This window comes from Streptomyces sp. NPDC001222, from assembly GCF_042896945.1.
Lineage (GTDB): Bacteria > Actinomycetota > Actinomycetes > Streptomycetales > Streptomycetaceae > Streptomyces > Streptomyces gibsoniae.
This window is the reverse complement of the sequence record NZ_JBIAXT010000025.1, coordinates 73,310-92,081: the sequence shown is the minus strand read 5'-3', so window position 1 is coordinate 92,081 and position 18,772 is coordinate 73,310. Positions and strand designations below refer to the sequence as shown.

13 protein-coding genes are annotated in these 18,772 nt (G+C 68.9%); 7 read left to right on the top strand and 6 right to left on the bottom strand.

Features of this window, described 5'->3' with window-relative positions:
- Positions 1-64 precede the first annotated feature (64 nt).
- A complete protein-coding gene (locus tag ACFY2Z_RS28765) occupies positions 65-2,740 on the top strand; it encodes an ADP-ribosylglycohydrolase family protein (RefSeq protein ID WP_390746997.1) in 2,676 nt (891 codons plus the stop codon).
- On the opposite strand, the gene ACFY2Z_RS28760 is transcribed toward ACFY2Z_RS28765, so the two are convergent.
- Positions 2,725-4,257, bottom strand: coding sequence for a hypothetical protein (locus tag ACFY2Z_RS28760; protein WP_390746996.1), 1,533 nt, complete (start codon positions 4,255-4,257; stop codon positions 2,725-2,727). The two genes, ACFY2Z_RS28765 and ACFY2Z_RS28760, sit on opposite strands and share 16 nt — an antisense overlap.
- Before the next feature lie 352 nt (positions 4,258-4,609).
- Between ACFY2Z_RS28760 and ACFY2Z_RS28755 the strand changes: the two genes are divergently transcribed.
- Both ACFY2Z_RS28755 and ACFY2Z_RS28750 read left to right on the top strand, forming a co-directional pair.
- On the top strand, positions 4,610-4,876 hold the full coding sequence (locus ACFY2Z_RS28755) for a hypothetical protein (RefSeq protein ID WP_390746995.1): 267 nt from the start codon (positions 4,610-4,612) through the stop codon (positions 4,874-4,876).
- A gap of 178 nt (positions 4,877-5,054) precedes the next feature.
- Positions 5,055-7,067, top strand: coding sequence for a serine/threonine-protein kinase (locus ACFY2Z_RS28750; protein WP_390746994.1), 2,013 nt, complete (start codon positions 5,055-5,057; stop codon positions 7,065-7,067).
- A 113-nt stretch (positions 7,068-7,180) separates the two neighbouring features.
- Here the strand turns inward: ACFY2Z_RS28750 and ACFY2Z_RS28745 are convergent, their stop codons facing one another.
- On the bottom strand, positions 7,181-8,818 hold the full coding sequence (locus tag ACFY2Z_RS28745) for a competence protein CoiA family protein (RefSeq protein WP_390746993.1): 1,638 nt from the start codon (positions 8,816-8,818) through the stop codon (positions 7,181-7,183).
- A 392-nt stretch (positions 8,819-9,210) separates the two neighbouring features.
- On the opposite strand from ACFY2Z_RS28745, the gene ACFY2Z_RS28740 reads away from it, so the two are divergent.
- Entirely contained in the window at positions 9,211-12,417 is a 3,207-nt protein-coding gene (locus ACFY2Z_RS28740; protein WP_390746992.1) for a type ISP restriction/modification enzyme, read from the top strand.
- A gap of 7 nt (positions 12,418-12,424) precedes the next feature.
- Here the strand turns inward: ACFY2Z_RS28740 and ACFY2Z_RS28735 are convergent, their stop codons facing one another.
- Entirely contained in the window at positions 12,425-12,637 is a 213-nt protein-coding gene (locus ACFY2Z_RS28735) for a hypothetical protein (RefSeq protein ID WP_390746991.1), read from the bottom strand.
- A gap of 459 nt (positions 12,638-13,096) precedes the next feature.
- On the opposite strand from ACFY2Z_RS28735, the gene ACFY2Z_RS28730 reads away from it, so the two are divergent.
- The gene (locus ACFY2Z_RS28730) at positions 13,097-13,795 is read left to right on the top strand and encodes a hypothetical protein (RefSeq protein WP_390746990.1); all 699 of its coding nucleotides are present in this window, start codon (positions 13,097-13,099) and stop codon (positions 13,793-13,795) included.
- A gap of 162 nt (positions 13,796-13,957) precedes the next feature.
- On the opposite strand, the gene ACFY2Z_RS28725 is transcribed toward ACFY2Z_RS28730, so the two are convergent.
- The 3 genes from ACFY2Z_RS28725 to ACFY2Z_RS28715 all read right to left on the bottom strand — a co-directional run bounded on the left by ACFY2Z_RS28725 (position 13,958) and on the right by ACFY2Z_RS28715 (position 17,440).
- Entirely contained in the window at positions 13,958-14,662 is a 705-nt protein-coding gene (locus ACFY2Z_RS28725; RefSeq protein ID WP_390746989.1) for a hypothetical protein, read from the bottom strand.
- Positions 14,663-14,930: 268 nt separating this feature from the next.
- A complete protein-coding gene (locus ACFY2Z_RS28720; protein WP_390746988.1) occupies positions 14,931-16,850 on the bottom strand; it encodes a hypothetical protein in 1,920 nt (639 codons plus the stop codon).
- Positions 16,851-16,939: 89 nt separating this feature from the next.
- Positions 16,940-17,440: an ATP-binding protein gene (locus tag ACFY2Z_RS28715; protein WP_390746987.1), complete on the bottom strand. Its 501-nt coding sequence runs from the start codon at positions 17,438-17,440 to the stop codon at positions 16,940-16,942.
- Positions 17,441-17,689: 249 nt separating this feature from the next.
- Here ACFY2Z_RS28715 and ACFY2Z_RS28710 point away from each other — a divergent pair, with 249 nt between their 5' ends.
- Together ACFY2Z_RS28710 and ACFY2Z_RS28705 are read left to right on the top strand one after the other, a co-directional pair.
- Positions 17,690-18,550, top strand: coding sequence for a Scr1 family TA system antitoxin-like transcriptional regulator (locus ACFY2Z_RS28710; protein WP_390746986.1), 861 nt, complete (start codon positions 17,690-17,692; stop codon positions 18,548-18,550).
- Entirely contained in the window at positions 18,547-18,753 is a 207-nt protein-coding gene (locus tag ACFY2Z_RS28705) for a DUF397 domain-containing protein (RefSeq protein WP_390746985.1), read from the top strand. The genes ACFY2Z_RS28710 and ACFY2Z_RS28705 overlap by 4 nt, the downstream gene beginning before the upstream one ends.
- Positions 18,754-18,772: the final 19 nt, after the last annotated feature.

Sequence of the window (18,772 nt, the reverse complement as noted above, 5' to 3'; positions counted from 1 at the left end):
CCATCAATCCCGATTCCCTTCTGCGCCTGCCGCGTGCCGCGTGCCGCCGACCGTATGGAGTCCCATGTCCAGCACACACATACCGAACCCCAGCCTGGACGCCCGGGGCACCGATCGTGCCGCCGGGGTGCTGCTCGGCGCGGCCGTGGGCGACGCACTCGGCGTGCCGTACGAGTTCCAGGCGACGCTGCGCGCAGACCAGCAGCCGCAGATGATCGGTGGCGGGCTGGGACCGTACGAGCCCGGCGAGTACTCCGACGACACCCAGATGCAGGCCTGCATCGCCGAGGTGGCGGCGACCGGCGCGGATCTGCGTAGCCCCCAGTCTCTCGACGCGATCGCCCGCAACTTCCAGCGTTGGCTGAGCGAGGGGGCCTCTGATGTCGGCTCCCAGACCAGAACCGTTCTGAACGCAGTCGCCGGAGGGTCCGAGAGACCTGGTGCGGCGATGGCGGAGGCCGCCCATCGTTTCAGCGCCGGCAACGACCGCAGTGCCGGCAACGGCTCGCTGATGCGCACCGGGATCGTCGCCCTGGCCCACCTCGCTGATGCCGCCGCGATGGCCGAGGCTGCCGTCGCCGTCAGCGCGCTCACCCACCCGGACCCCGACTGCGCCGACGCCTGTGTGCTGTGGTGCTCGGGTATCCGCACCGCGGTGCTCGACGGGACGTTCGACGGCGTCCGCGCCGGCCTGGACCTCCTCCCCGCGGAGCGCCGGGGCGTGTGGGCGCAACGGCTGGACGAAGCGGAGGCCCACCCACCGCACCACTTCTCCCACAACGGCTGGGTGATCCATGCTCTGCAGGCCGCCTGGTCGGCCATCACCCGCACCGGGGTTCCCGAGCTGAACCCCGCCGAGGGAAGCTTCCCCGCGCAGCACCTACGTCTCGCCCTGGAAGCGGCGGTCCGGGCCGGCACCGACACGGACACCGTCGCGGCGATCGCCGGCGCCCTCCTCGGTGCGCGCTGGGGCTGTTCCGCCGTCCCGCTGGAGTGGCAGCGGGACGTGCACGGCTGGCCCGGCCTCACCGGGGCCGATCTGGTCCGGCTGGCCGCGCTCACCGCCCGCGGCGGCAGCGACGACGCCGCGGGCTGGCCCTCCGCCGCGCGCATGCCCGTCTCGTCCTCCACCCCCCACGGCTTCACCGTCGCCCACCCGCACGACGCCGGGGTGGTGCTGGGCAATCTGGCCCTGGCCCAGGGTACGGAGGCGGTCCCGGTTGACGCCGTGGTCTCTCTGTGCCGCATCGGCTCCGACCCGATCCTGGCCGGCGCCGACGTCGAGCATCTGCGCGTCTGGCTGGTGGACAGCCAGGGAGAGAACGCCAACCTCCACTACGTGCTGGACCAGGCCGCCCGTCAGGTGCTGCGACTGCGTCAGGAGGGCAAGCGGGTCCTGCTCCACTGCGTTGCCGGACAGAGCCGCACACCGGCCGTCGCCGCGCTCTACAGCCATCTGGCCACCGGCACCGATCCCAAGACCGCGCTGTCGGACTTGCGCGAGGTGCTGGTGCACGGCTGGCAGCTGTCGGCGCATCCCGAGCTGCACGACGCGGTGCTCGACCTGGCCGCGGGCAGCCGCTCCGGCGGTGGCTCTGCGCGGATCCGGGAGGAGGACCGGACCACCGGCCACGAGGGGGTGGAGGGCACGGTCGGAGAGCGGAAGTGGGCCAGGGAATTCCTGAAGGAGAAGAACGCGATGTCCCGAGTGCGCGGGTTGCTGCTCGGTCTGGCTCTGGGGGACACGCTGGGCGCCGCTCGGGGCAAGTTGCCGGCCGACGGCACGCTGCGGGCAGGAGTTAGCACCCAGCTGGCCTGCTTCACCACCGAGGGCGTGATCCGTGCCTTCGTGCGCGGCAAGCACAAGGGGATATGCGCTCCGAAGGGAGTGGTGTGGCACGCCTACTGCCGGTGGGCGGCCTTGCAGGGGCTGAAGGCGAAGCGGTGGTCCTGGCCCGACGACAAGCCCGACGGCTGGCTCGCCCAGGTTCCCGTGCTGGCCGAGCGGCGCGGTTCGGCACCGGCGACGGTGGCCGCTCTGGCCAAGACGGAGAACGGCATAGTGGAGAAACCTACGGCCAGCCGCGGCTGCCACGCCCTCACCCGTACCCTGCCTGTCGCTGTGGCCGTCGCCGGTACCGACCGGGCGTACTGGGCCGGACAGGCCCGCCAGTTCGCCACCCTCACCCACGGCGACCCGGTCGCGCACTCCGCGGCGGCCCACGCTGCCGTACTGGTCAGCTACTGCCTGACCGCGGCCGGCGAGCGGCCGGAGGTGCGGCAGGCGTTGAGGGACGGCGTCCGCGCCCTCACCCGCACCGACGCCCTGACCGGCAGCGAACTCGAGCAGCTCGAAGCGGCACTCTCGCAGGCAGCCGATCACCCCGCGGACCCTGGACGGCTCGCGCGGCTCGCACCGGACGCCACGGCGCCCTCGGCACTGCTCGGCGGCCTGTATGTCGCCGCTTCCTTCCCCGACCGAGCCGAGGTGGGCGCCGCGCTGCGCTTCGCCGCCGGAGCGCCGGACGGCGACTCGGTCGCCTGCGTGGCCGGGGCGCTACTCGGAGCGCTGCACGGCGCGGAGGCGCTGCCCGTCGATCTGATCAGCCGCCACGAACTGGCCTGGGTCCTCGACACCCTTGCCCGCGACCTCGTCGCCCAGCTCACCGACTCCCCCAGCGGCGGCGAGTACACCGCCGGCTGGGACCCGCATTGGTGGGACCGCTATCCCGGGTGGTGACCAGAGGCAGCGGTCCCGTCAGCGGCCCTCTGGCCGTCACATGGCAAAAGAGCGGCAGCCGCGGTGCGCAGCAGGCGGACGAGTTCAGGTGTGTCGGCCGCGGGGTCGTGCGCGTACAGGAGGTTGCTGGCGAGCATGGCCCGTTCCGCGGTCGTGCCCTGCAGAAAGTCCGCCGAGCCGGCCAGCCGCTCCGCCCAGGCCGGAACGGCGGCCCTCCATTGGACCCGTTGCTGCTCGAGAGCGAGTTCGGCCCGCCTGGCCCGCGCCTTGGTGAGGGCGCGCCGGATGTAGACGGACTGCACGGGGCAGTCGGGGCCGAACATGCTGCGGGCGAGGTCCGCGCCCCGACGGTCCTGAGCCGAGGGCGTCTGAGCCGCCAGGTATTGCTCGTCGTTCAGCAGGGCCTCGCGCAGCTGCTTTCCCCACCACTTGAGGTGGGGAAAGGAAGCCCGCTCTTCCCGCACGGCCCTGATGTCCCGCTCCCACGCCTTCAGTCGGCGGCCGAGCTCCTCCGCCCAGTCGGCCTGGACCTGGTGACGATGCACCTGGTGGCGAGAGCGGAACAGTGCGGTGAAACCACTCAGTTCGTCATCGCGCCGCGCCGCCTCCGCCCGCACATGCTTCAGACCGCGCAGACCGGGATGCTTCAGGTCGCCCGCTCCGTCAAGGCGCCTGGCCCAGCCGCCGTGATACCGCTCGATCAGGACTTGATCAGGCTGCTGGTCAGCGACCTCCAGCAAGAACAATTCGCGGTCGTTCCAGTCGACGATCGATGTGCGAGCGCCTTCCGGGGCCCGGCCCGGCCCGCCGGGGCGGGGCTCCGCGATGACCTCGATGCCGGGCCGGTCGCGGCCTGCGCGGACAGCCGCCGGGTCGTCCAGCAGAGCGTGCAGCCCGGCGAGCAGCAGGTCAAGTTTCTCCGCCACCGACCGCTGGTCCTCGAACCATTCCAGGGCGCGATCGCTGGCCTGCACCTGGACGCTGAAGCTGCCGTCGCTGCCGAGGAAGTCGGATCCCGGAATGCATCCGTAGGCGGCGAGTTCTTCGGTGGCCGCCTTGATGACGCAGGCGTCCCGGTCCCTCGGAGAACCGGGCACAGCCGGTACGGGCAGGGAGAAGGTCAGAGTGTCCACGTAGGTGGCGTTGCCCGGCAGCCCCAGATCGTCGTACAGCTCGATGGTGTACTCACCTGGGCCGACGCTGCCGATGTAGGCACTCACCCAGCCATAGACGCGACAGCCGCCGTCGCCCTCGTCGTACTCTTCTCCGTCACCCTCGTCATCCCCTGCGCCCATAGGACCCTCCACGGAGTCCATCGCCCAGGCCTTCCATGCCTCATCCGGATCGCCACCTGCGGCCTCCAGCCAGCCGTTGGGGTCAGCCAGACCGTGGTGGACGGCAGCGGAGGCGAAAGGGACGGCGTCACGGGCACGGGTTCCGACGATGTCCGGGTCGATGCCCGCACGAACCAGGGTGTCGACGTCTTCGAGACTGCACCCCAACTCGAGGAATCTCACTCTGGCGGCGTCGTTCCCACCCATGCCCAAGCCCTCCCACTCCGCTGATGCGGACGACCTGATCGGTCGCCGGATGACCGGGTAGCCCGCCACCCCCGTGAGGCAACCGTTGTCAAAGGCCATCAGTATGGGCTGCCGTGCGCTGAGTTCACAACGATTAGCCACCTGAATCGAGACTCAGGCTGTCCATCGGCGCGCGGGAGGCATAGGCTCGCCCAGCAGTACATGGCCGACGGGGAGGGGACCGCCCATGCGGAAGGGCAGTCACGCATACGAACAGGCGCTGGACGCTCTGGTCGGGATTCTGCGGGACCGAGCGCGCCAGGGGGCGGAACCCTTGCAGTACGGGCAAGTGAGCAACGAACTCCAGCGGCTCGATCATCAGGTGGCGGCCCACGAGGGGCCGATGCCTCACCTGTTGGAAGACGCCTCCGCTCGCGAGAATGCGGACGGCTCGTTGCCCATGCTGTCGGCGCTGGAGGTGCCGCAGGAGACGCGCATGCCGTCCGGCGGCTTCTTCAAACTGGCCCGCCGTGCTCCGTACCGACCCACTGGCGACGACGTGGAGCTCTGGGTCAACGAGCTGAGGGCCCTCGCGGCGCACCACGCCCGCCGTTGATGCCTCACCGCGTCAGCACACAGAAGCATTACAGCCCTGCCTGCTCGCCGCAGCCGACCTGTCGCGCCGGTGAGTCTGCTCCAGCTGTGCTCGCCGCGTCTTCGGACCTCCCAATTCCTCTGACATGCCATCAGTACGCGTGCATGCTGGGGCAGATCAACAATTCAAGGAAGTAAGCGTGAGCGAGAACGGCTCCGGCGGAAGAGTCCAGCCCGCCCGCCCCGGCGATCCCACCGGCATAGGCCCGTACCGCATCGTCGGTCGGCTCGGCGCCGGAGGCATGGGCACCGTCCACGCCGGAGTCACCTCCGACGGAATGCGGGTGGCGGTAAAGGTGGTCCACCCCGAGCATGCCCAGGATCCCGAGTTCCGGGCCCGGTTCAGGCGTGAGGTGCAACTGTCCTCCCGGGTCGCCGGGCCGCACCTCGTCCCGCTGCTCGCCGCAGATCCGGACGCGCCGACGCCGTGGCTGGCCACCGCCTACGTGCCCGGGCCGACGCTGAACCAGCACGTGAGCGCGCACGGGCCCCTCTACGAAGGAAGCCTGTACGCTTTCGCCGCCGCCACGGCACAGGCGCTGGCCGCCATTCACGCCGCGGGAGTGGTCCACCGCGACGTAAAGCCGCAGAACGTCCTCCTCACGCCCTCCGGGCCCCGTGTGCTGGACTTCGGCATAGCCCACGCCGCCGACGGCACCAGCGTCACCCGGACCGGGGTGATGACCGGCACCCCTGGCTGGATCAGCCCCGAGCAGTACCGTCAGGGCACCGCTGGTCCGGCCGGCGACGTGTTCGCCTGGGGAGCGCTCGTGGCCTACGCGGCCACCGGGCGGCTGCCGTTCGGGGCGGGCGCACCCGACGTGGTGGCCTTCCGGGTGATGTCGGGTGAGGCGGATCTGGACGGCGTCCCCACCGCCCTGCGCGGGATCGTGGAGAGGGCTCTGTCCCAGGAACCCGGTGCCCGCCCGTCGGCCGCCGAAGCCGCCCGTGAGTGCGCGGTCCGGCTGGCCTCCGAGGCGACCCAGGTGAGGAGCGCCGGCTCGGGACCGGCGACGGCCGTGGACATGGTCGCGGCGCTGTGGGACGTGCCGGCCGGGGAAGATCCGTCATGGCACCTGACCGCAGGCTGGAAGCAGCCGAGGAAGCGGCTGGTCGCCGGCCTGGTCCTCGCGGCGGGCGTCATCGGCGGCCTGGCCGGAGGAGTGGCTGCGCTGATGCCCCGAGACACGGGGACCGACGCGCCCGCATCGTCGTCGGCCTCGGCCTCGTCGTCCTCCTCGGCCGGATCCGCGCGACCGTCCGCGAAGACGGTGAAGGGCGGCGCGGCGGCGGCTCAGCGGTCCGCGAGCGGCGACTCGGCGACCGCGGAAAGCTGGAGCCAGGCGCGAGGGGCTCAGGGCGCGGGCGAGCACGACGTGGCGCGCGCGGTCCTGCACGACGAGGGTGTCGTCGCCCAGGAGCTGAGCGACGGCGCCGACTTCTCCCCGGAGACCGTGCGGTTCCACGAGTCGCGCCAGGAGGTCTACCTCTCGTACACGCTCAGCTCCGACGAGCAGGGCGCGATGTACGCGGAGACGGAGATCGCCAGGAACATGTGTCTGACGGCGCGGGATGTCGTACTCCGTCTGCACCCGGATCTTCCGTACCGCCGTTACGTGATGGTGAAGGACGAACCGGGCCAGGACCCCGAGGTCACCTGGCAGGACGACTTCGTCGCCAACTCCAAGTGCCAGGTGGCGGCCGACGACGGCACCGATCAGAACCCGGACGGCAACGCGCAGGACTGGACACCGGACGAGGACGGCCTAGGCCAGGCGATGATCCCCAGCACCGACGGCGACGAGATCCGGGTCGCCGACCACCTCACCCGGAGGATCATCCAGCGGAGCAACTCCATGCGCCAGGACCTCGGCACCGACCGCGTGCTCGGCAACGCGGAGATCAAAGTGGGCTTCGACCCCGGCAACTCGGTGATGTACGTCTGGTCGGACTACGCACCGTGGAACGAGGGCAAGGCCGAGTCATGGGCGGCCATGACCGCCGGCGAGGCGTGCCGGGCTCTCGTGGCTCAACGGGAGAGCGCGGGTGACGCGTGGCCGTACTCGCGCTACGCCGTGGCGCAGATCGGCGGAAACCACTACTTGATGATGCGTTGGGGCGACGCCACCACGGGGGCCGCCTGCCCTTCCTGAGTCATTCATCTATGGGACGCTTATCGATGCTCGGAGCTTGCCGTTGTCGTAGCCGCGGTCAAGCCGAACCGCCCGGCTCGAGTCCCGGGAGCGGCGTGGGCGCACAGGGCGGATCACTTCGCTCTTCGCTTCGGCTGGGAGCGGTCCAGCCCAGGCAGCGGCCGAGCGCCCCTCAAGCGGTCCTTGGTCCCTCCCCTTTTGGGCTGGGCCTTACCACCCTCTCTGGTGCCCGATGTGGTCTTCGCCTTGCTTCCCGCCTTGCCCGTCGCCTGCGCCCTCTCCTGGCGTGTCTTGCCGGCTTGCGCCCTGGGGCTGGGCTTGTGCGTTCTCAACCACTGACGAGTGGCCTCCATCTCCTCGCGCAGCTCAGCTCGGTACCGCTCCGGCATTCGGGCCAGCACCGCTTCCGCCCGGCGGAGGAAGCCCTCAGCCCGTCTGGGAGCGTCCAGTCGCCGGACGGCGCGGAGCGCGGCCGCGATCTCGGCGCTCGCCTCGCTCGGCTTGCTCTGCCTGCCGACCTGACGGGCAGGTCCGTCCACGCGCCGGGCGATGACCTGGCGCCGCTCGGCCTCCTGCATCGCCAACTTCCCGTCGGCGTTGATCAGGAGCCTGAGAGGAGCCGTGCGGGGAGTCACGCCGTGGACGGCGAAGGCGCGCTCCGTCTCACGTTGACACCATCGCTTGAGGACCGCCGTCGTCGCGGGAACGCCATAGCGGAGCGCGGCGATGACTTCCGAGACATAAGGCGGTGGGTCGCCGTCCTCGGTCCGCAGCAGGGCTGACAACAGTGGACCTTCTTCGTCGGTACGGCCGCGCTCCACATCGATCAACAGCTCGACACGCTCCGCTGCGGGAACTCTCAGCACGTCGACACCGGCTATACGGGACAGTGTCTGCCAGGTCGGCCGAGTCCGGTTCCGCGCCGCGTTCACCAGCGTTTCCCTGAGCAGGAGCACCAGTTCTTCGCGCGAGCGCGGCCCCTGGGCGTCGGTCGACTCCGACTCCTGACGCACCGCCGGACGGGATACATTGTGTGGACGACGCGATCCGGCTCCCGGGATCCGCAGACCGTCGGGCGTCATCGCGCAGGCGGCAAGCGGCACCCACTCGGTGCTGTGGCGGGCGCCTTCCGCCCGGAGACTGATGTGTCGGCTCGCGCCCTGCGTCTCGAAGCGGAACCGAAGCAGGTAACCGATCTCCTCGCGCAGCTCCTCCATCGTCTCGGGGTGGGCCGAACCGGGGCCGAAGACCCAGTCGAGGGTGGACGTTTCCCGGCTCAGGCGCGTACGGGTCTCCCTCCACTCGGTGTGCGGCAGGTTGCTGAACTGGAAGCGCACATGCTGTTTCGCCTGCCCGATTCGGTAGTCGACGGCATCGCCGGGGCCGGAACCGAGGTTGCGCGAAGTGGCCTGTCCCTTCAGCTTGTACCGGCCTGCCCAGGTGGCGAGTTCGTCCTTGATGAAGAGGTGATCTGCGCTGGCCGCCCCGGTGGCGACGCGGTGGCAGGACGTGTGGGGGCGGTGGGCGAAGTGGCACACCTTGTCACGGCAGAGACGGTCGGAGAGTTCATGGCCACAACCGCCCAGCTGGGTACCGCACCAGTACGTGTAGCGGGGGTGTCGCCGCCGCCAGTGGGCGAGTTCGTCCGCGTCCGTGGGCAGGATGATCGCCCTACCGGAATTCCGGCTCCCGATCACGGCTGTCTGCACGAGCCTGCTGTCCGAACCGATCACGCCTGTCCCCTGGAACATGCCCTCGCCTCCTGGGCGCGGCGCAAAGTTGAGCAATGGCCAGCCCAGTATGTGATCCATGCACTAAGTTCACAAGGTCTTGCTAGGCGGAGAATGGTGACGGGGGGACGGTAGGCCAGTCGCTGACGCGCCGACAGGCAAAGCATCAGCGGCCCGATGGGGCGCATGGGCGCATACCTCAACTCTCGCATGCTCTCTACCCATTTGGCGTCGCTCCTCCCATACTGCCCAACAAGGGGCAGGCCCGGATCCCTCATCGGGCCCAGGGGGGGCGGGGGACCATGTCTGATGCACACCTTCGGTGGCTCCGAGACGCCGTGTCCGCGTTCGGAGCCGAATGCAAACACAATCTGGCCGGGCCAGGGGACCGCGAGGCCGCGATCCGCAGCCCGTTGGAACAGCTGTTCCGTACCGTGGGCACGCACTGCGCCCGGCCCGATGTCACCTGGTATCCCGAGACCCGCGTTCCGCACCTCGGGGTCCGCCCCGACTGGGCTGTGCGCGTCGGCGCGGACATCACCGGATACATCGAGTTGAAGCGCTCGGACGGAAGCATCGACCCCGAGCGCTTCACCGGCCACAACAAGCGGCAGTGGGAGCGCCTGCGCGATCTCCCCAATCTTCTCTACACCAACGGCACCCACTGGCGGTTGTACCAATACGGCGTGCAGGTGGGCGACGAGGTCGTGTTCTCCGGGTCCCTCACGAGTGCCGGGGAGAAACTCTCAGCCGACGACCTCGGCGCCTTCGACGCGCTCACCAAGGCGGTGCTCTGGTGGGAGCCTACGAGAATCCACCGCGTCTCGGTCCTGGTCCGGCAACTCGCCCCGCTGTGCCGGTTGCTGCGCGAAGCCGTACGCGAGCAGCTGCGCGCCGAAGCCCACATCGCCCCGGCCTCGGGTTCCGCGAACGTCTCGTCCGCCGACCGCCCCTTCACCGGCCTGCGGAGCGACTGGCGCAGGCTGCTCTTCCCCACGGCCGACGACGCGACCTTCGCGGACGGCTATGCCCAGACCGTCACCTTCGCCGTGCTGCTCGCCCACACCGAGGGCATACCCGTCACCGGCACGAGCTTCCACGAGATCGGCCGCCGCCTCAACGCCGGCCACGCACTCATGGGCAAGGCCCTCCAGCTGCTCACCGACAGCGTCAACGAACGCTTCGAGGTGACCCTGCACCTCCTGGCCCGGACCATCGCAGCCGTCGACTGGGACACCATCCGGGACGGCGACCGCGACGCCTACCTCCACCTGTACGAGTCGTTCCTCTCCGTCTACGACGACGGTCTGCGACAGCGCAGCGGCTCGTACTACACCCCACACGAGGTGGTGGCAGACATGGTGCGCCTGGCCGAGGACGTGCTCCGCACCCGCCTGGGCCGGGCGCGGGGCTTCGGCGACGAGGACGTCCACATCGTCGATCCCGCGATGGGCACGGGAACGTACCTCCACACCGTCATCGACCGCGTCGCCCGCCAGGCCGCCGAGCGGCAGGGCGAGGCCATGGCACCCGACGCGATCGGCCGCCTCGCCGAACGCCTCTACGGCTTCGAGCTCCAGATGGGGCCGTTCGCCGTGGCCGAGATGCGCACCACGGACCTGCTCCGGAAACACGGTGCGACACCGCCGCCGCACGGGCTGAACCTCTTCGTCACCGACGCCCTCGACGATCCCTTCGTCCAGGAGGAGCAGTTCGTCTACACCTACGCGGCGATCTCGGAGTCACGCGCCCGCGCCAACCACGTCAAGGCGAACGTCCCGGTCACCGTGGTCATCGCCAATCCTCCGTACGACGACAAGGCCGAGAACCGCGGGGGCTGGATCGAGAAGCGCGTCAAGGGGCAGGGCCGCCCGCCACTGGACGACTTCCGTCATCCGGGAAACGGCCGGTACGAGCACGCGCTCAAGAACATGTACATCTACTTCTGGCGTTGGGCCACCTGGAAGGTCTTCGACGCCCACGCGGACGCCCGGCACGGCGTCGTCTGCTTCATCACCCCGTCCGCCTTCGCCACCGGCCCGGCAGGGCGGGGCATGCGCGCCTATCTGCGCAGGACGTGCGACGAGGGGTGGGTCATCAACCTGTCGCCGGAGGGGCAGCGGGCAGAGGTAGCCACTCGCGTGTTCCCGCACGTCGCCCAGCCGCTGTCGATCTGCTTCTTCGTCCGGCGCGCGGATCACGACTCCACCGGAGCCGCACGCATTCACTACCGGGCCCTGCACGGCAGGCGCGCGGAGAAGCTCGCTCGCCTCGGCGAACTGACCCTGGACGACGAGGGCTGGCGCGATGCGCATGCAGAGGGGGTACGGCCTTTCACGCCGGCGGCGTTGTCGGGGTGGGACGACTATCCGGCTCTGGACGAGGTGTTTCCGTGGGGCAGTCTTGGCATCACAACGAACCGGTCGTGGGTGACCTCTCCGTCCGAGGTGGTCCTGCGGCAACGATGGGCCCGACTCATGGGAGAGTCGGATCCCGCTGAGAAGGCGCTGCTGTTCAAGGAGACGGAAAGCCGTCAACTCCACTCGCACCCAGCAGCGCTACCAGGATTCACGCACTCCAACAAAACCATCTTCGAGGAGAGTGATTTCGACCCACAGCTCTTGCAGATCGCACTGCGCAGTTTCGACCGTCAGTGGCTCATCGCCGACAACAGAGTCATCGATCGTCCTCGGCTCGAGCTGTGGGAGTCTTTGCAGCCGGGCCAGTTGTTCCTCAACCAACAGAGCAGCCACGAGATCAGCAGCGGCCCCGCTCTCATCGCGACCGCGCTGTTGCCGGACACCCACCACTTCAACGGCCGTGGCGGGAGAGTGCACCCCGTTCTCCATCCGGACGGCACGGCCAACGTCCCCACCGGCCTGCTCCGGTACCTGGCGGACGCTCTGGGCCTCAGCGAGGTGACCGTGCACGACCTGGCCGCCTACGCGGCGGCCGTCGCCGGGCACAGTGCGTTCACTGAGCACTTTGCCGAGGAGCTCCTCACCGCCGGAGTCCGGTTGCCGCTCACCCGCGCCTCGGAACTGTGGCAGGAGGCAGTCCGCATCGGTCACGAGTTCCTGTGGGCGGCGACCTACGGCGGGCACGCCATCCCCGGCAAGGCGCAGAGGTCAGGTGAGGACGGTGTCCGCTTTCCCCCGGGCGACCCCAGGCAGGTGAAGTACGAGACACACATCGGAACCGACGTACCCGAGAGTCTGACGTACGACGAAGAGCGCAACGCACTGAAGGTGGGGCCAGGTGTTTTCACGGGGGTACCACCGGGCGTCTGGAACTACGAGGTCGGTGAGATGCGCATCGTCAGGAAGTGGTTCGGTTACCGGAAGGCGTCCCCCACCAGCCGGAGGACGAGCCCGCTCGACGACATCCATGTGCAGTCATGGCCGAGTCCGTGGACCGAGGAGCTGATCGATCTTCTGTCCGTACTGCGGCGGCTGGTCGACCTCGCCCCGGCACAACAGGCCGTCACCGCGAAGATCATAGACTCGCCGGTGATCACCAGGGCCGATCTCACCTCGTCGGGGATTCTCCCACCGCAGTCCCGTGCGAATCGGGCCCGGCAGCGCGTCGTTCTGGATTTCGACGATCCGGAACAGCCGTGAGCCGGTCCTACTCCCCGCCGGATCCGGCTGCGTGCGCCTCGGCCTGTTCCAAGGTCCACGCCCCCTCCGCCAGCCGCCTCAGCGCGTAGCCGGCGGGGCGGGGCGCCGTGCCGCGTGCGACCGTGTCCGCGAAGGACATGACCGCTCTCAGCCGCGCCGCCAGCTCGTCGCACTCCGCCCCGCGCAGAGCGGCAGCACCCTTCAGGGTGAGTCCGAGCATGCCGTGATCAACGCCCCTCTGCTCCACCAGCCCGGCCCACAGCAGTGCAGGCAGGGCATCCCGCACATCATCCGTGTCAAGATTCCTGACCGCGTAAGACGCCATATCCGCATCGGGAACTGGGAGGTCGCAGAGGTCCAGCTCCCGCAACAGACGGTGATGCAGGGGTGACAGAGTGCCGGTGGGAACGAGCATGCTTTCCAGTATGGCCCGCACCGTTGGCCCCGGTGGCCGCGATGGCCCCGCGCGTCCATGATGTCCACGAGGGCGGGGTGCCCGGCCTGCAGGGAAAGGAGTCAGGGCTGACGCACCATCTCCATCTGGCCTGATCGGGATACGACACCCGGCCTCTGTCGTGTCCCGTGAAAGACGTAGTTCCGCGAACGCCGGGCCTGAAGTAAGCGCACCTCTGCGCCAGTTCCAACGCGCGCAAGTGCCGCGATACGCAACACTCGAACCATGGAAACAGGCGGGAAAGCCGGGGCAGCCATCCTGCCCGCCGGGAGCACCGTTCCCGGCCGTGACGACGTACTCGGCCAGGCGATCCCGTTCGACCGGGCGCGTTGGCTGTCTCTGCTGCCCGGCTCCGGCTGGTGGCCAGGAGAACTCGACGCGTGCCCGATCGTCTCAGGCAGAGCGCGAGTTGACCGCAGCACGGTGTTCGACATCTCTCGCCGTGCGGACACCATCGAAGGTCGACGACACCTTCTGACTGCCTCGCTGGTCTGGGGCAGCGGAACCAAGGCCCGGTCGGTCGCCCGGCACGCGCGCATCTTCGCGGCGTCCTCGGTCTCCGACATCGACACACGCCTGGCCGCCGCCCTCGACGTGCTGCGGCGGGAGGGTGCGGTCAGCGCGTATGTCGCCTTCAACAACGGCGAGCGGATCAGGTTCCTCGGACCGGCGTTCTTCACCAAGCTGCTGTACTTCGCCGGTCACGATCACCCGGTGGGACCTTGGCGTCCGCTGATCCTGGACAGTGTCGTCGCGCGGGCACTGAGAGCCGCCGACACCGAGGTGAAATGGCCCGGGGGTGGCTGGACAACACCGCGGTACACCCGGTATCTGTCGTTGGCCCACGCCCATGCGGGAGAGGCACGGGTGCTGCCAGACCAGGTCGAGGCCGCGCTGTTCTCCCACGGCAGACACCCGTCCTGACACCCGCCTCGCCGCAACTCAAGAGGTTCATCAAGTCACTGTGCGGGAGGGATCAGGAGTGCGGGTGGTCCAGAGGCGAGCAGCCCGCGGATCTTCGTGGTCGCGGTTGTTCCCTGGTCAACCGACCGTGAAATCTCGCGGGCCTGAACATCGAAGCGACGTTTACTGAGTCGAATCCTCCAGGCCAGCACCGGAGGACATCTCGTCCTCACGATCACCGCTGTCCCAGCTCGACGGGGGTTCTCCGAAGATGGAGCGCGCCGACTTGATCGTCAGTCGCCCGGAGACGTGGTTGCCGCCGGCGCCGAGCGCGGCACCGACGCCGAGCGGCACCTGCTTGCTCAGCACCAGGACGCCTTGCTTGGTGCCGTACTTGGTGATGAACCGCGGCCCCAGCACCTTGTTGGCCTTGTTGATCGCACTCATCGGGATCGCACTGACGATGCGCCTTGCCCAGTAGGGGCCGGTGCGCCCGATGGTTTTGTCCAGGGCCTTCTTCGCTCCGTCGCCGAGGAGGACGGTCAGGGCCAAGAGCCTGCGTCGTTCGAGGTCCTCAGGATGCAGGCCGTGGACCTCGGCGAGCGCCAGCGTGTAGAGCACCGACGCTTCGGTGAAGACCATGACATCGGCCAGAGCCGTCGGTATCCCGGCGCCGGGCACGATCCCCGCCGCGCCGGACGCGCCTCCGGACGCGGTGACGCCGGCGAGATAATAGCGATCCAACCGACGGATCAACTCCTGAGGAGTGTCGTCGGGGTGCACCCGCCGCAGGCGCTCGACGTTCTTCATCGCCAGCGGCTGCTGGGCGACCAACGCCGTGTCGAGAGCCTGCTGGATCAGGTTCTTGGCGTCATCGGCCTTGCTCATCGGGGTTTCTGGTCCTTTCGAGATGGCGAGCGCCCGTAGGGCGTCGATGTACGGCCAAGTCTCAAGCAGACCCTGGCCGTACGGATGGGTACGTCGATTCCGTGATGAAGGTCCGGCGCTTCCTCGGCAGGGCGATCGGGGCGGGCGAGGTTCCACGCGACCGCGGGCCTGGGGCGGAGCCCTCACTCGGAGCATCGGCCGCGGACACTCCTGCCCGCCGGTTTCCCGGGTCTTCGCATCCGGTGGAGCCGTCTTCGCGCGGGCCGCATCACAAGAACTTGGCCTTCACCGCCGCCAGCTCCAGTACCGCCAGGTTCAGTTCCGCCAGAAGATCGGGCGCGTTCGTTCTGAGAGCGTGCCGTTGCAGCTTCGAGGGATTGGTAGGAACGGCACCACCCGGGGTGGCGAGCTCCAGCCACACACGGGCGCGGCGAACTGTCTGGTGCGCCTGCTTGCTCGCAGGGAATGCGCTGCCGAGGACGAACATCTTCCTCTGAACACGATCGATCGCTTCACGGACTTTCCGCCGTTGCTCGGCGGTGGAGTTCGGGGCCTGGACACGTGTCGGCTCGTTGCGCCCGCCTTGTCGCGCGCGACCGCTCGACACGACCGGTACCCTCTTCGGCTTCCTCGTCGGCGTGGAAGTGTCGTCGACCTGGCACGGTTCGGTGCGGCGCGCCATGACGGATGGAGGTCTCTCATGCGCCGCGAAAGCTCGTTCCCGCTCACGCTCCGTCCACCGGCGCACGGTCGACGAGCCGGCCGATATGCCCGCAGTCCCGTCCATACCGAGCTTTTCCAGCACGGCGGGCAGACACGGCAGGGCGCCTCCTTCGTCACCGAGCAGCGCCGACAGCACCGGTTTGCCTTCCCGGAGAGGGCTGTCGACCTCCGCGAGGAAGCCGATGCGAAAGCTTTCCGATCTCGCCCAGTAGGGGTTGCCGAGTTGGGACGCCAGAGCGGACCAGCGCAGCGTGCGCCTCTGGGCTGCCGAAGTCGTCAGGATTTCACGGGCCCGGACGACGGCCTTGCCCCAGGGGAGCGCTTCGGGCTCGTTCGACTCCTGCGGCCGGTCGACCGCCCCGGAAGCCTTCGCCTTCACCGACTTGGTGACCGCGGACCCGGCCTGGGGAACCGCGGCGGGCGGCGGCGCCTTCTGCGGCTCGGGCAGTATCCGCCCAAGGCCGGTCTGGGCAGCGTCCATGGCGTTGAGCTGCAGGTAGCGGTCGATGCGGATCGCCCAGCCGCCGTCCTCACGGACCAGGAGACGGGAATGGTCCGGGGCGCGGAAGACGTGCCGGGCCGGCGGCAATCTGGTGTCGGCAGGGAGGGAAAGGACTGCGCGGATTATTGGGCTGCCGATCGGCTTGACATCAGCCATGACGAGTCGGCGTCCATCGGTGGAGAACGGCAAGTCGTCGGGTACGGGCGCCTTGTGGTCGAAAGCGAAGACAAGGCCGCCCGCGAGTGGAAAGCCGGCCGGCTGCGGACGGGGCGGGGATATGCGGATCTTCTCGACCGTCGGGGTCCAGAGGCCGTCGGATCTCAGCTCGCACTCATCGAGCGGGGTCCAGTCGGTGGGTTCGTTCCGCGCCTGCGCGCCGATGTGTACACGGCGCTCACCGCCGTCAGTCTCCAGACGGAAGCGAAGGCTGTAGCCATTGCGGGCGAGGATTTCCTTGGTCAGGGGGCCCTCTGTACCGAAGAGCCAGTCCACGTCATCGATGTCCTCCCCGAGCGTAGCGCTGGCGTGTCGCCAGCCTTGGTAGTCGAGCGGAGCGAGCTGGAAGCGGAGCCTGCGGCGGGTGCCGGCCAGCTGCAGGTCCACCGCGCCGCCCGGTCCGGAGCCGAGGTCATGGGTACGCACATCTCCCCGCTGCCCATACTTGCTCAGCAGGTTGCGCAGGCCCCTCTTGATGAACAGGTGGTCGGCGCTGGACTCGCCGGTGGCGACACGTCCGCAGGTGGGGCCGCCGGCCACGTGGGCGAAGTGACATACCTTGTCGCGGTAGAGGCGATCCATCAACCTGCCGCCACATCCACCGAGTTCGTAGCCACACCAGTAGGTGTAGTTCGGGTGGCGCCTTCGCCAGACCTCCAGCTCCGCGGCTCCCATGGGGAGGATCACCGGGTGGTCGGAGCTTGCGTTACCGATCACGGCCGTCTGCACGAGACGGTGGTCGAGCATGAAACCTCGCAGGGACGCCCGGGGGAGTGTTCGCCCAAACGGGGCACGGGCGACAGGTACGGAAACAGTATCTTCTTCATGCACTGAGTTCACAAGAGATTCTTCCCCGAACTCGTCGCTGGCTGCGCCTGCGGCGAGGACGGGAGCGCCACCTCGCCCCACACGGTCTTCGTGTAGACGTCCCGGCATTCCCAGCCCCAGCGTTCGGTGTACGCCTCCACCAGCAGCAGTCCCCGTCCCGACGAGGCGTCGAGCGACTGCGAGGCGGTGGGAGCGGGTCCGGGGTGGCGCTCTGGGCGGGTGTCGGTCACCTCGATGCGGAAGGTCTGGGGCAGGTGGAGCAGCGTCAGGCCGAAGTCGCGGCCGGGGAGGCTGCCGTGGCGGATCGCGTTGGAGGCGAGTTCGGCTGTGGCCAGGGCGACGGTTCGGGCGGGGTCGGAGTCGTACGGCAGCCCTGTCCACTCGGTGAGCTGCTGGACAGAGAGTTGGCGCGCCAGGCGGGCGCCGCGTCTGGTGCTGCTGAAGCGCAGAGTGAGGTGGTGGGTGGGGGTGCGGCGCTGTGCCTCGTCGGCGAGGTGGGGCTGTGTCACGTGGTCAGCGTGGAGGGCGGGTGTGGGCGGTTACCAGGTACGACGGCCGTACGTCGGGGGCGTCGTACGGAGGGGGCGGTGTGGGGTGGCGTCGGTTGTACGGGGCTTGTACGGCCGTTGTACGGGTCCCGGGCCGTGTCCCCTTTTCGCCGGGCCGCGTTGGACATGGCCCCAGTGGCGGGACGGGTGACGCCCGTGGCCGGGGCTGGTGTGGCGGGGGTCTGCTGCGGGACGGAAGGGCGTGGGAGTGTGACGACGGTACGGGATGCGCGCAACAGGCGGGCGGTGAAGGAGAGGGAGGAGGGGCCTGACCTTCCGGGCGTGTGGGCGGCGTACGGGGTGCTGCTGCAACATCTGCGGAAGCGGGCCGGGTTGAACCAGCAGCAGCTCGGAGACGCGATCGGGTACTCGCTGGAGCTGGTGGCCTCGGTCGAGCAGGGGCGGCGGCCGGCGAAGGCTGCGTTCACTGCGGCGGCCGAGCGGGTGCTGGATGCCGGTGGGGTGCTGGAGGTGCTCCAGGATGAGGTGGACCGGGCTAAGTTGCCGCGGTTCTTTCGTAACGTCGCTCTACTGGAGTCCGAGGCGCTGAGCAGGTTCTCTTACGACCCGTTGCTTGTTCCTGGGCTGTTGCAGACCGAAGCATACGCACAGGCACTACTGGAAGCGCACTTTCCACCACTGGACGAGGAGATCATCGAGCAGCGTGTGGCAGCCCGCCTGGCTCGGCAGGCCTTGCTGGCGCGCAAGAGCCCGCCCATGGTCTTCGTTTTCATCGTGGAGGAAGGCGCACTCCGCCGATTCGTGGGCAGCAACGCGGTCCTGCGTCAGCAGATGGAGCACCTGATGACGTGTGCGCAAATGCGCAACGTCGAGCTTCAAGTGATGCCGACTGCACGAAGTGTCCACAGCGGGCTCAACGGACCTATGGTGTTGCTTGAGTCCATGGATCGCAGGCGGCACGTCTATGTCGATGCGCAAGGCGTGGTGTCCGTCAGGTCCGATGATGACGAGGTCAGCGAGTTCTGGCTGCGGTATGGGATGCTGCGCACGCAGGCCCTCAACACCGAGGAGTCCTCTCGTCTCATCGAGCGCATGGCAGGGGAGCTATGAGCACCGACCGGCACACTCATCAGACCGCTGAACTCGATTGGTTCAAGAGCAGCTACAGCGGCACGAACGGTGGCGACTGCGTGGAGGTGGCCGCCGGTCTGGACGGCGTGTACGTACGGGACTCGAAGGTCATGGGTTGTGGGCCGGTGCTCCGGGTCGGCCGGGACGAGTGGGCGGCGTTTGTAGCACTCGCGGTGGAGTAGAGCCGAGCAGGTGACAGAG

Coding starts and splice junctions, on each gene's coding strand:
- ACFY2Z_RS28730 (WP_390746990.1), top strand. CDS start 13,097: ATGGAAACAGGCGGGAAAGCCGGGGCAGCCATCCTGCCCGCCGGGAGC.
- ACFY2Z_RS28705 (WP_390746985.1), top strand. CDS start 18,547: ATGAGCACCGACCGGCACACTCATCAGACCGCTGAACTCGATTGGTTC.
- ACFY2Z_RS28745 (WP_390746993.1), bottom strand. CDS start 8,818: ATGTTCCAGGGGACAGGCGTGATCGGTTCGGACAGCAGGCTCGTGCAG.
- ACFY2Z_RS28765 (WP_390746997.1), top strand. CDS start 65: ATGTCCAGCACACACATACCGAACCCCAGCCTGGACGCCCGGGGCACC.
- ACFY2Z_RS28725 (WP_390746989.1), bottom strand. CDS start 14,662: ATGAGCAAGGCCGATGACGCCAAGAACCTGATCCAGCAGGCTCTCGAC.
- ACFY2Z_RS28720 (WP_390746988.1), bottom strand. CDS start 16,850: ATGCTCGACCACCGTCTCGTGCAGACGGCCGTGATCGGTAACGCAAGC.
- ACFY2Z_RS28735 (WP_390746991.1), bottom strand. CDS start 12,637: ATGCTCGGACTCACCCTGAAGGGTGCTGCCGCTCTGCGCGGGGCGGAG.